Here is a 12,857-nt window from a genome sequence, read left to right as displayed (position 1 = left end):
TATACTATAAATTCAACTTTGCAACAGAACCATTGAAAGAAACTGATACAAGAGCAATTATCGTTGGTGGTGCAGGTAGTTTATACGTTGATGAAGCGCAAACAACTAAGTTAATGGATACACCAGAATTTTCTGAACTATTTGGGCCAACTGCAAAAGGAACTTCAAAAGGACAAAGTAGAAATTTAGAAGATTTAAAAGCTTCTAAAGGTATTAATTGGACATTCCTTAGCCCATCTGCAGATTTTGATGCTGAAGGTCCTAAAACTAAAAACTATCAAGCAGGCAAAGACAATTTATTAATTAACTCTAAAGGCAATAGTTATGTTAGTTATGCAGATTTTGCATTTGCACTAGTGGATGAGATAGAAAATCCACAACATAAAAATGAACGTTTTACTGTGGTATCAGAAGATAATTAAGAAATATAAATAGTTCGATTATACAAGACGTCTCATCACTAAAAATGATGAGACGTCTTGTATAATTTCAAAGAGAAAAATACTAATAAATTATATAGCTTTATATTTCCAAAAATTCAACATTAAATCTGTATATATGAAATGTTTTAGAAGAAAACGACTGAGTTTTTAAGGTACACCTAAATCAGTCAATATAAAATGTTGATTCTAAAAGATTTTTAGTGTCTAATAAAGGTGTCGAATATAGAAAGGATAGTGATTATGAGTTCATATATAAATTCGTATGTTCATAAAGGTTTAGTAGTTCGTGAAACAGATAAGGCGGCATTAATAACAATGCCTCGTGATATGGTCGGTGGTACCTGGTTTACCTGGTTACCTAAATCTATGTTGAAAGATTTGTTTTGTTTGGAATTCTTTATATGAGGAATGCGGCTTCGTGACGTGAAGAGCAAATATCTTTATTGTCACTGTTTAAAAAACCTATGCCAACACTTGATAAATAAGGTTTTCATCTGATCTCTGTTGGAAGTATTATAAGTTTCTATTCAGTTTGTCAAAATGATAAGTTAATTAACTTAAACTGTATCCGAAAATCAAAATGTGATTTGCGATACAACGAGGCGACATTAGCCGTTAATTTGCTTAACTGTAGAAGATTTAAAAGAACCCCTTGCCATATATTTAACAATGTTGTCCGGGATAACAACACAGTGAATCCACCGTTTAGTTAAGATGATGGATTTTTTCAAACTGTGGATGAGGTACAGGGTTTCGTTAGATAAAAACAAGGGAAACTTATTAAAGAGTGATTTCTGTGAGGAGGATAATGATGACAAAGAAATACGATCTTATTGTGATTGGTACAGGTTCTGCGGGGTCAATCACAGCAGCAAAATGCAATAAAGCCGGCTGGAGTGTAGCTATGATAGATGACAGGCCGTTTGGGGGCACGTGTGCGCTACGTGGATGTGACCCAAAAAAAGTTTTACATGGTGCGGCCGAGCTCATCGATTGGAACAAACGAATGGCTAGGAACGGAGTACCGTCAGAAGCCTCCATCAACTGGAAAGATCTTATGAGCTTTAAACGAACCTTTACAGATCATGTACCGGAGAAAAAAGAACAAGCATTGAATAAACAGGGAATCGATACGTATCATGGCAAAGCATCTTTCATTAGTGAGGACCAACTTGAAGTCGATCAAGAAAGGCTCGAAGGGAAGCATTTCTTGATTGCTAGTGGTGCGAAACCTACCCCTTTGCCCATACAAGGAGAAGAACATCTTACTTATAGTGATGAGTTTTTGGAGTTGGATGAATTACCACAAAGAATCGTCTTTGTTGGTGGTGGGTATATTTCGTTTGAATTTGCTCACATCGCAGCACGCGCTGGATCAGAAGTTCACATTATCCATCGAGGTCAAAGACCTTTGGAGAATTTTGATGTAGGCCTTGTAGATATCCTTTTAGAAAAGTCGAAAGAGATTGGCATACAGGTACATCTTCAACATTCCGTTGAATCCATTGAAAAAGAACAAGGAAAGTTTCATGTGTACGCTCGAAAAAAAGAGGATATAACTCGGTTGGAAGCAGACATTGTTATTCATGGAGCTGGACGGGTCCCTGCCTTAGATGTGAATCTTGAAAAAGGGAACATAGAAAGGAAAAAACATGGTGTCCATGTTAATGAGTATTTGCAAAGTGTAAGTAACCCGAACGTTTATGCAGCTGGAGATGCTGCAGCAACGGATGGATTGCCTCTCACACCTGTAGCCAGTGCAGATTCCCATATCGTAGCATCTAATTTATTGAAAGGAAACAGCAGAAAGATTGAATACCCTGTTATTCCATCTGCTGTCTTCACCGTTCCGAAAATGGCATCGGTGGGTATGAGCGAAGAGGAAGCCAAAAATTCTGGCCGGAATATTAAAGTAAAGCATAAAAACATTTCCGATTGGTTTACGTATAAACGGACAAATGAAGGTTTTGCTGCGTTTAAAGTGCTAATTGACGAGGATAGTGATCAAGTTGTCGGTGCTCATTTGATTAGTAATGAAGCCGATGAACTAATTAACCACTTTGCAACAGCCATTCGCTTTGGAATTTCAACCAAAGAATTGAAACAAATGATATTTGCCTATCCAACGGCAGCTTCGGACATTGCACACATGTTGTAAGTTTGCGTTTTGTGAGATGTTTATAAACCACTTTATTGTCTAATCTTGTTATATGATCTTAGAATCAAAAAGAAAATAACTTTTTTGACAGCCGCATTTTTCAACGGAAGAATGTGGCTTCTTGGCGTGAAGAGCAGATATCTTTATTCTTAAACTTCTAAAAAAGCTTATGTGAACACTTGATAAATAAGGTTTTTTATCTGACCTATTTTATAAGATTATTCTATAAAAGAAAAAATAATGTATGACTTGACCGTGTACTATGGTACAGGGTTTATACTTTTTATTGAGGTGACAATATGGGGATGAAAATCAGTGAATTGGCTAAAGCGTGTGATGTGAATAAAGAAACCGTTCGGTATTACGAGCGGAAAGGATTGATAGCCGGGCCTCCCAGAAATGAATCAGGGTATCGAATATATTCAGAGGAAACAGCAGATCGGGTACGGTTTATTAAACGAATGAAGGAATTGGATTTCTCGCTAAAGGAAATCCACCTGTTGTTTGGTGTGGTTGATCAAGATGGGGAGAGATGTAAAGATATGTACGCCTTTACCGTTCAAAAAACCAAAGAAATCGAGCGGAAAGTGCAGGATTTGTTACGAATCCAACGGTTATTAGAGGAATTAAAAGAAAAGTGTCCAGATGAAAAGGCGATGTATACCTGTCCTATTATTGAAACGTTAATGGGAGGGCCTGATAAATAAATGGGGGAAGATTTGAATGAAAAAACGCATTTCCTTCACCGCTATAATGACGGTGTTGTTAATCGGTTTAACAGCTTGTGGAGCAGAATCTGATACCGCGAATGAATCAAAGGTTCAAGACATTCAAGGAAATCCAGTCAGCCTACCTAATGAGAAACCCACACTCATTTATTTTATGGCAACCTGGTGTCCATCTTGTATATACAATGAGGAAATCTTTAAGGAAATTCATCAACTAAACCCGAACGATGTTCAATTGATCACAGTTAGTTTAGACCCTAACACAGATACAAAAGAAAGCCTTGCGAAATTTAAACAGGATTATGGCGGGGATTGGCCCCATGTTTTAAAGAATGGTAAAGAAATTGCGGATACCTATGGCGTCAAACAATTGGAAGAGATCGTACTGGTCAATTCTGAAAATGAGGTATTCTATCGTTCTGTTCGACCGTCCTTTGATGATTTAAAAGAAGCGTTGACTCAAATAGGAGTGGAATTATGAGTTTTTCGTTTCTCTTCATTCTGACCGCTGGAATGGTTGCGGCCTTTAATCCTTGTGGTATCGCCTTGCTTCCTTCTTATATCTCCTATTTAATTGGAGGCGAAACAAAGGATCATTCGTTCCGCTATGCAATTTTTAAAGGATTAGGGCTTGGTGGAGCGATGACCACGGGGTTTTTAACGATTTTTGTATTGGCTGGTTTGTTGATAGGAGGATTGGGAAGCGCACTAACAGGGATTTTTCCGATTCTTTCATTGGTTATGGGTATACTCATTGCTTTATTGGGGTTGGGCATGCTATTTGGGAAGCATTTGCCGATTAAAATAGGATCTTTTCAAGTCAAGCCAGGGAAATGGTCTATCTATTTTTACGGAATAGCCTATGCCGTGACATCACTTGGTTGTACCTTGCCAGCCTTTATGTTGGTGGTCTCTGCATCGCTGAATGACAATAGCGTAACGGCCGTGATCATCAAGTTCATCATCTACTCCCTTGGTATGGGAATTGTGGTGACAGCGATCACGATGGTCTCATTGATTTCACGACAATTGGTACAGAAGTTTCTGCACAACTATATGGGTTCTATCCAAAAAATAGCAGCTGTTGTGATTTTCCTCTCCGGTTTGTACATGGCTTATTACTGGTCTTTCGGTTCTGGTGGCATTTGGACATTTTAAAATCCAACCGATCAGGTGTAACAAAAAATAGATGAAAGATGTAAAAAAGCTAAACGAACAAATTTCAAGTTAGGCTATAGGCCATGTATGTACCTTAACCAAAGAATAAAATTTTTTTTAGAAAGAGTGAGAATGATGGATGAGAATCGCTCGAAAGGTAACCGCTGGGGTGTTTGGGCCTTTTTCGGAATATTATTGGTTCCTTTACTTTGTTGCGCAGGACCGATTCTCCTTGTTGCATTAGGGAGCACAGGTATTGGTGCCCTCTTTGCTGGTGCGACAGGAAATTGGTGGTTGACCGGCATTTTTGCAGCATTGGCCATTGTTATGATTGCTCTGATCCTCAGCAAGTTGTTGAAGAACAAATACAATTCTCCTGAAGGCAATGGAAAAACAAAAAATAAAACGGATTGCTGTACGCCTCCAGAGAGCGTGGATCGGAAACATGAGACAAGATAAATATGAGATAAATGTACAGAACTGTCTATCAAACTTTAAATAGAAAGAGGGATTCAAATGACTCAAAATTCATATAAAATACCCATTCAAGGCATGACATGCACAGGCTGTGAAGAACATGTAACCGAAGCATTGGAACAAGCCGGAGCTAAAGATGTTTCGGCCGATTTCCGACGCGGTGAGGCCATTTTTGAACTCAGCGATGATCAGATCGAAAAGGCTAAGCAAAATATTTCGGCAGCCGGCTATCAACCCGGAGAGGAAGAAAGCCAGCCCTCTGAAAACAGTGTAGATTTCAATCGGGATGGCGATTACGATCTTCTGATTATTGGTTCCGGCGGTGCGGCGTTTTCTGCAGCTATCAAGGCCAATGAAAACGGGGCGAAAGTGGCCATGGTAGAACGGGGAACCGTCGGGGGGACCTGCGTTAACATCGGTTGTGTACCGTCAAAAACCATGCTTCGTGCCGGTGAAATAAACGGTCTCGCCCAAAACAATCCGTTTACCGGACTTCAAACGAGTACCGGTGCTGCGGACCTTGCCCAATTGACCGAACAAAAAGATGGATTAGTCAGTCAAATGCGTCAAGAAAAATATATAGACTTGATCGAAGAATATGGATTTGATCTCATTCGTGGCGAGGCCTCGTTTATCGACGATAAGACGATACAAGTGAATGGACAAAACATCACGTCTAAAAGCTTTTTAATCGCAACGGGGGCTTCTCCGGCTGTTCCGGAAATCCCGGGAATGAATGAGGTTGATTATTTAACAAGTACATCCGCACTCGAATTAAAAGAGGTTCCACAACGATTGGCAGTGATCGGTTCTGGCTATATCGCAGCGGAATTAGGTCAAATGTTTCACAACCTCGGAACAGAAGTGACTCTCATGCAAAGAAGCGAGCGTCTGTTTAAAACCTACGATCCTGAAATTTCCGAAGCCATCGATGAATCCTTAACTGAGCAAGGACTTAACCTGATCACTGGGGTCACTTATCAAAAGGTTGAGCAAAACGGTAAGTCGACAAGCATTTATATTGAAGTGAACGGTCAAGAACAAGTCATCGAAGCCGATCAAGTCCTCGTGGCAACAGGAAGAAAGCCGAACACAGAGACTTTAAACCTTGAATCAGCAGGTGTGAAAACAGGGAAAAAAGGCGAAGTGCTGACCAATGAATATTTGCAAACGTCGAATAACCGAATATATGCCGCGGGCGATGTGACCCTCGGTCCGCAATTCGTTTATGTTGTAGCTTATGAAGGCGGGATTGTGGCAAATAATGCGTTGGGTCTAGCGAAACGCAAAATCGATCTTCGCTTTGTTCCCGGCGTAACCTTCACCAATCCATCGATCGCCACAGTCGGCTTGACTGAACAACAGGCAAAAGAAAAAGGTTACGATGTCAAAACATCGGTCCTTCCGTTGGACGCTGTACCGCGGGCCTTAGTCAATCACGAAACAACAGGGGTCTATAAACTTGTAGTCAACGCCCAAACCCAGAAATTGATCGGGGCGCACATTGTGAGTGAAAATGCTGGAGATGTGATTTATGCGGCAACGTTAGCGGTTCAATTTGGATTGACCATTGAAGACCTTACAGATAGCTTTGCGCCTTATTTAACGATGGCTGAAGGATTAAAGCTTGCAGCCTTGACGTTTGATAAAGACGTATCGAAATTATCTTGTTGTGCAGGCTAATGGTTCCTTTTGATTCTAATGCTATGTTGCAGGAGGCACTTAAAACAATGAAGTGGAGAAAATACAAGGAGGAATAAGCTTATGAAAAATATTTCAGAACTCTCAGCCCAACTTGATCAAACTTTTGATCAAGGGGAAGCCGTCTCTATGGAGTGGTTATTCCGTCCGTTGCTAAAAATGCTGGCGGAGGGCGATCCAGTCCCCGTTGAGGACATCGCGGCGGAGACCGGGAAGCCTGTCGAGGAAGTTAAGCAAGTCCTACAGACTCTACCTAGTGTGGAACTTGATGAGCAGGGCCGTGTCGTCGGTTATGGCCTCACACTGGTCCCTACCCCCCATCGCTTCGAGGTTGATGGGAAGCAACTATATGCATGGTGCGCCCTTGACACACTTATGTTCCCAGCACTCATCGGCCGGACGGTCCACATCGCTTCGCCTTGTCACGGCACCGGTAAGTCCATACGGTTGACGGTGGAACCGGACCGCGTTGTAAGCGTCGAGCCTTCAACAGCCGTTGTCTCGATTGTTACACCAGATGAAATGGCCTCGGTTCGGTCGGCCTTCTGTAACGACGTTCACTTTTTCAGTTCACCGAGTGCAGCCCAAGACTGGCTTAACCAACACCCTGAGTCGAGCATTTTGCCCGTTGAAGATGCCTTTGAACTGGGTCGCCATTTGGGAGCGCGTTATGAGGAGTCAGGACCTACTAATGGGTCCTGTTGTAACATTTAATCTTAGGCAATTACGCCTGCGTCAATCTTGGCCTTACGATGATGTCCTGTAACCGAAGCTCTATCTAGTGAAACCAATTTTATGGGAAACCAAATAAATAAAAAGATCAATTGCTTGTGCCTATATCGGGGAGTTAATAAAGCGAGAAAGTGGATTCTTGAATATAGGAGTAAATATGTAACGCCAAGGTCTGCCGTATTATATTGCATTGGAAAAAGAAAACCTTCTGTATAAGGAGATGTTATATGATATTTGGTAAACTGTTCGGCAGTTTGGGCGTAGAAAGCTTTTGCTCCTTGAACATCACGTTTGCCGGTTACAATGTCATTTAACAAGTTTAAAGATAAAAAATTCATCGCTTCCTCATGACACTTTGCTGATGCCTCACCTGTAGTTCGATCTAAGTAGACACTTCCATCAAAAGCGGCAATCGCATCATATAAGTGTACGGGCACTTTATAATCGATGGTCTGCTTAAGGAAATCAAGGTGAGGGGTAGGGAAGTTATGAGGGACTGGATCCTTATATACTATCGTGCGTTTCCATGGCCCGCTATTGTACCAAATTAATCGACTCATTGTTGCTTCCTGGGGATATCCATACTTACTAATTATGGTTTTTGCCCCTTCCAACGGTGGTCCCTGCCAATAGGACAAAATGTGATTTAAATGACTATCCATTGCCATACCTCCTAAACATTTGCCTAAAAGCATTGTATGCCCAATAAATGAATTTTAGGTAAATGTATATTTAATGATCGGCAGATTGCAGTAAATAACGAATGCCTGCAATGCAATTAACATGGGATTTAACACTGGACAGTAATTTTTTTGCTGGGATTTTGCTATCAGATAGCTTTTCTTAGTGATGATAGGATATGTTGACCAAATTGGCCGTGAGATTGGAGGGGTGGTTTTTATGGTTAGTTGTTGTTCAATCGATCCATACACTGAATTCGAAGTCATTATTATTGGTGCCGGGGTGCCGGAGGTTTCTCTTGCCTTTCATTTGACTTCATACGGCATAAGGACGGCACTTGCGGATGAACAGAACGTGGATAACAGATTAAAGGACTTTTTAAGAATTGATTGAGCGCGATTCGGGTATGCCGTGGACGTTACAGGCAATAAAAGAAGATATGCACCTCATCCTTTTTGACGGTACCATTACCCTTGAAGGTGAACATGCTGTCCGTATTGATGAACACAAAATTCGGGGGGATCGTATGGTCGTACCATTTGATACGTTTAAACAAATAGGAAAACCTAGAAACCAAAACGACATCCATTTTAAAAACGATGCATTATGATAAAAAAATGATTAATCGTATTAATAGAATACAAGGGCAACTCAATGGCGTTATTAAAATGATGGAAGAAGAAAAAGATTGTAAAGATGTCATTACTCAAATCAGTGCATCAAAAAGTTCAATCCAACGTTTGATGGGAATTATCATTAGTGAAAATTTAATAGAATGTGTAAAAGCAGCAGAGGATAATGGTGAAAATTCAGAAGAATTGATTAATGAAGCCGTTAACTTATTGGTAAAAAGTAAATAATGGATATTTCAACTGTTATTATGATGTTACTTATTGGAGTGTTCGGAGGCTTTATTTCAGGTCTAGTAGGTATCGGTGGTGCTATCATTATTTATCCAGCTATTTTATTATTACCGCCACTATTTGGTGTTCCTGCATACAGTGCATACATCGCTTCAGGACTTACTTCCAGTCAAGTCTTTTTCAGTACTTTAAGTGGGTCATTAAAAGCGCGAAAAAAACCAGAATTCTCCCCGCCATTAGTTATTTATATGAGTGGAGGTATGATTACAGGGAGCATGTTAGGCGCATTCCTAGCAAATTTATTTAATGCTGAATTTGTAAATACAATATATATTATCATTGCTTTAATCGCATTAATTTTAATGTTTATTAACGTAAAACCGAATTTAAATCAGTCTTCCTTTAACAAACCATTATTAGTTATGGTTGGTCTTTTCGTTGGTATCATTTCGGGTATAGTTGGAGCAGGCGGCGCTTTTATTATTATTCCTATATTGCTAGTTTTATTCAAATTACCAATGAATATGGTAGTTGCTAATAGTATAGTAATTGCTTTTATATCTTCAATTGGCGCCTTTATTATTAAACTCATACAAGGTTACATTCCTTTAGAAGACGCGTTATTTTTAGTAATAGGAAGTATTATCTTCACTCCTTTAGGTTTCAGATTAAGTAAAAAAGTACCTAGTTTTGTACAAAAGTGGATCATCAGTATTTTAATTATTATTGCAATTATTCAAATTGCTTTATAAATAAGAAAGAGAAGTACAACTAATTTTTGTACTTCTCTTTCTTATTTATAAAGTTAAAACATTCTCATATAGCAATGGCAAGTTGCTATAAATTCAACAGCTATATACGTATGATTAGGGTGTACCCAAAAATAACATGTTATGAACTAATATTTCTTAGTATATTGGCTCCTCTTTTCTATCAATTAACTGGATATACTAAAATATCTTTATCTAATAAACGAGAAAAGACTAGCGTTAAAATATCAAATTTCCTGATTGGTTGAACTTAATATTATTAAGGGAGGCAGTATCATCGTTAAATAGATGAATTGGAACAATCATATGTTTTTGCTATAATTATTAAATACAGAAGTTTCATCTCCTTCTTATAGAATTAACTCCTTACAACTTTAAGGTTAAATTAGTAATAGCTCTTAATAAGCTCAATAAGACTTATTAAGAGCTTTTGTTGTTTATTTAAAAAGTATTACTTTCTCCCATAAAGTAACTGATTTAATTTTTATATATGATATTATATAAATAAATGCTCTCCATTAGAATATGGAGAGCATTTCATTACTTATAGGGAATAATTAAAATTTGATTTTTTTATAAATAAAACAATATTAGCAATTAGCATGAAATAAAAGTAATTACATATATGCAGTTACCCACTGTGAAGGGCCAACTTCATTATATAATTTTTGAGCAGCCGCATCTTGGACATGTTCAGGTGCTGAAGCTGGTGAAACACCTACATATTCTGCTGGGGCTACTGAATCCCAAGTTGTTTGTAAGAATTGATATTTACCTGCTGCTCCTGAAGAAGGGTTGATGGCTGTGATATCGCCACCTGATTCGCGTTGAGCAATTAGTTTCAAGTGATCGTTTACTTATACTGATGAACCACTTGAAGCTTCATTTGAGTTTTGTGATGATTGTGTTGAAATATTTGTAGTTGCTTGTTGTTGGGGCTGTTGAGTTTCTTTAGTTTGTGGTGCTTGTTGTTGTACTGGTTGTTCACTTTTTGAAACTTCTTGTTGTCCATCATTGTTTATTTCAGCAGTTGTATTATTGTAACCATTATAGCTCCAACTAAAATTTACACCATCTGATTCAAAATGATATGAAACTCCATTTTGAATGAAATCATAATTATATGACCCTTTTTGTATTGGAGATTCATTTAATTGCTCTGGGTTATTTTGAACTAAATTTACTAATTTAGCTTGGTCTACATTTTGTTCAGATGCATCAGCTGAATTATCTGCTGCAAATCCTGTTATACCTAAACTTACTGCTAATGTTGAAGTAAGAATTGTTTTTTTCATTATTTAATTCCTCCTAAAGGTTAACTTTTTAATTTATTAATTTCACCACAATAACGTATCCCACTCTAACATTTTTTAAACTATTTTAGGTTACAATGAAGTTAAAAAGTATTATCATTTTTTTACATTTAAAGAAGATGTATGAGCTATTTGCCCCGAATATTTAGATTACATAAATATAAACCATTTTCCCCAAAATATCCTTGTAGATATAATTACTAAAAAATATTAATTTAGGAAACAATAATGAGATTTCAATTTAGAAAAAAATGTATTTATACTTCAGTTAGTTCATTATCACTTTTGCGTTCCTATTCAATATATTGTTACAATAAATCTAAAGAATATTATATGCATATATACACCAATCCACTCACTATTTGCGATAGTGAGTGGATTTTTTAATGTGGCTTAAAGTCGCCTTCTATTTATTGCGTTTATTACTAAGTAACTAAAACAATATAACCAATAATATTCTAATCTTCATAAGACACCTAGGATTTCATCTTAATTTAATTTATAATAATTTGTATATTCTACAAGGGAATTCATTACTTTTTGTATTGTAATACTTAAAATGGGAGGTTTTTATTTTGGAAAATAAACAAAATAATGCTAATGGGAAGAAACTGTCTTCTGTTTTTACCTATAGTATTATTATTACCGCAATAGTTGTATTATTGGGTGCAATCTTTCCAAATCAGTTTAATGAAATAGGGACAAATATTACTGGTTGGATTACTGAATACTTTGGTTGGTATTATATGGTTATTGTTGCGTTAATGATATTCTTCTGTGTCTTCTTGATCTTTAGTCCAATCGGAAAATTAAAATTGGGTAAACCAGAAGATAAACCCGAATTTAATACAATTTCATGGTTTGCGATGTTATTTAGTGCTGGTATGGGAATTGGTTTAGTGTTCTGGGGAGCAGCTGAACCAATCAGCCACTTTGTATCTCCACCATCTGGTGATCCTCAATCAGCAACTGCCTATAAAGAAGCTTTAAGAGGGGCATTTATGCAATGGGGTTTCCATGCATGGGCAGTATATGGTGTTGTAGCGTTAGCGTTAGCTTACTTCCAATTTAGAAAAAATGAACCTGCATTAATTTCAAAAACTTTACGTCCAATTTTCGGAAATAAAGTAGACGGTCCGCTTGGTACTGTTATTGACGTAGTATCTGTTTTTGCCACAATTGGTGGTGTTGCGGTATCACTAGGTTTAGGCGCTATGCAAATCGCAGGTGGTCTAAACTACCTATTTGATATTCCGAATAATATTGTGACACAAGGTATTATTATTGTGATTGTTACAATCTTATTCTTAGCGAGTGCTTGGTCAGGTTTAAGCCGTGGTATCCAATATTTAAGTAACGCTAATATTGGTTTAGCTGGCATAATCTTATTGTTTATTTTTATTGTAGGACCAACTGTTCTTATTTTAAATATGCTAACAAGTTCAACAGGTGAGTATTTAAATACGTTATTATTTAACATGTTTGATACGGCACCATTAGATCCACAGAAAAATGAATGGATGAAATCGTGGACGTTCTTCCAATTAGCTTGGTGGATTAGTTGGAGTCCGTTTGTGGGTATATTCATTGCACGTGTATCTAAAGGACGCTCAATTAGAGAGTTCGTATCTGGAGTTATGTTAGCACCGGTACTTGTAAGTCTAGTTTGGTTTGCAGCATTCGGTGTTCTAGGTATCGAAACTGCGAAAGATAATCCAAAAATATTTGATATGCCTCCAGAAACTGCATTATTTGGTGTGTTTAATGAAGTACCGTTAGGCTTTGTGCTGTCCATTGTGACATTGCTATTAATAGCAACATTCTTTATTACGT

Annotated in this window: 14 protein-coding genes and 2 pseudogenes; 14 read left to right on the top strand and 2 right to left on the bottom strand. The window is 37.8% G+C overall.

All coding sequences use genetic code 11. The features are described 5' to 3' along the window. The 9 genes from HMPREF2586_RS05335 to merB all read left to right on the top strand — a co-directional run. The coding region (locus tag HMPREF2586_RS05335) for an NAD(P)-dependent oxidoreductase (protein WP_371100774.1) at positions 1–422 on the top strand (422 nt) is incomplete at its 5' end. Between the two features lie 261 nt (positions 423–683). Beyond that, entirely contained in the window at positions 684–848 is a 165-nt protein-coding gene (locus tag HMPREF2586_RS12850; protein ID WP_174894809.1) for a hypothetical protein, read from the top strand. A 406-nt stretch (positions 849–1,254) separates the two neighbouring features. Beyond that, positions 1,255–2,601, top strand: a complete 1,347-nt coding sequence (locus HMPREF2586_RS05330; protein WP_069822318.1) for a dihydrolipoyl dehydrogenase family protein — start codon at positions 1,255–1,257, stop codon at positions 2,599–2,601. A gap of 299 nt (positions 2,602–2,900) precedes the next feature. Further along, a complete protein-coding gene (gene merR, locus HMPREF2586_RS05325) occupies positions 2,901–3,308 on the top strand; it encodes an Hg(II)-responsive transcriptional regulator MerR (protein ID WP_069822317.1) in 408 nt (135 codons plus the stop codon). 16 nt (positions 3,309–3,324) lie between these two features. Next, positions 3,325–3,810 carry a TlpA family protein disulfide reductase gene (locus HMPREF2586_RS05320; protein ID WP_081325095.1) on the top strand — a complete coding sequence of 162 codons (486 nt, stop codon included), beginning with the start codon at positions 3,325–3,327 and terminating at the stop codon, positions 3,808–3,810. Then, positions 3,807–4,487, top strand: coding sequence for a cytochrome c biogenesis CcdA family protein (locus tag HMPREF2586_RS05315; protein ID WP_069822316.1), 681 nt, complete (start codon positions 3,807–3,809; stop codon positions 4,485–4,487). Before HMPREF2586_RS05320 ends, HMPREF2586_RS05315 begins: the two co-directional genes overlap by 4 nt. Positions 4,488–4,574: 87 nt before the next feature. Further along, positions 4,575–4,946: a mercuric transport protein MerT gene (merT, locus tag HMPREF2586_RS05310; protein ID WP_096539851.1), complete on the top strand. Its 372-nt coding sequence runs from the start codon at positions 4,575–4,577 to the stop codon at positions 4,944–4,946. 57 nt (positions 4,947–5,003) lie between these two features. Next, complete coding sequence (gene merA / locus HMPREF2586_RS05305) at positions 5,004–6,647, top strand: mercury(II) reductase (protein ID WP_069822315.1); 1,644 nt, start codon at positions 5,004–5,006, stop codon at positions 6,645–6,647. A gap of 81 nt (positions 6,648–6,728) precedes the next feature. Then, positions 6,729–7,379, top strand: coding sequence for an organomercurial lyase MerB (gene merB / locus HMPREF2586_RS05300; RefSeq protein ID WP_070812660.1), 651 nt, complete (start codon positions 6,729–6,731; stop codon positions 7,377–7,379). A gap of 173 nt (positions 7,380–7,552) precedes the next feature. Here merB and HMPREF2586_RS05295 read toward each other — a convergent pair. Continuing rightward, positions 7,553–8,059, bottom strand: a pseudogene (locus HMPREF2586_RS05295) (hypothetical protein); the annotation flags it as partial. A 238-nt stretch (positions 8,060–8,297) separates the two neighbouring features. Here HMPREF2586_RS05295 and HMPREF2586_RS05290 point away from each other — a divergent pair. The 4 genes from HMPREF2586_RS05290 to HMPREF2586_RS05280 are packed head-to-tail and all read left to right on the top strand — an operon-like array spanning position 8,298 to position 9,693. Continuing rightward, positions 8,298–8,471, top strand: a complete 174-nt coding sequence (locus HMPREF2586_RS05290; RefSeq protein WP_256324339.1) for a hypothetical protein — start codon at positions 8,298–8,300, stop codon at positions 8,469–8,471. Then, complete coding sequence (locus HMPREF2586_RS12845; protein ID WP_218117660.1) at positions 8,464–8,688, top strand: hypothetical protein; 225 nt, start codon at positions 8,464–8,466, stop codon at positions 8,686–8,688. Before HMPREF2586_RS05290 ends, HMPREF2586_RS12845 begins: the two co-directional genes overlap by 8 nt. After that, a complete protein-coding gene (gene cstR / locus HMPREF2586_RS05285; protein WP_019468539.1) occupies positions 8,678–8,938 on the top strand; it encodes a persulfide-sensing transcriptional repressor CstR in 261 nt (86 codons plus the stop codon). Before HMPREF2586_RS12845 ends, cstR begins: the two co-directional genes overlap by 11 nt. Next, the gene (locus tag HMPREF2586_RS05280) at positions 8,938–9,693 is read left to right on the top strand and encodes a sulfite exporter TauE/SafE family protein (RefSeq protein ID WP_070812659.1); all 756 of its coding nucleotides are present in this window, start codon (positions 8,938–8,940) and stop codon (positions 9,691–9,693) included. The genes cstR and HMPREF2586_RS05280 overlap by 1 nt, the downstream gene beginning before the upstream one ends. A 635-nt stretch (positions 9,694–10,328) precedes the next feature. Here HMPREF2586_RS05280 and HMPREF2586_RS05275 read toward each other — a convergent pair. Then, positions 10,329–11,006: pseudogene (locus HMPREF2586_RS05275) on the bottom strand (transglycosylase family protein). A gap of 590 nt (positions 11,007–11,596) precedes the next feature. Here HMPREF2586_RS05275 and HMPREF2586_RS05270 point away from each other — a divergent pair. Further along, a partial coding sequence (locus HMPREF2586_RS05270; RefSeq protein WP_256324341.1) for a BCCT family transporter occupies positions 11,597–12,857 on the top strand: 1,261 nt, incomplete at its 3' end.

Source organism: Staphylococcus sp. HMSC034G07 (genome assembly GCF_001835975.1).
In the GTDB taxonomy this organism is placed as follows: Bacteria; Bacillota; Bacilli; order Staphylococcales; family Staphylococcaceae; genus Staphylococcus; species Staphylococcus ureilyticus.
This window is presented reverse-complemented; position numbering and strand designations above follow the sequence as displayed.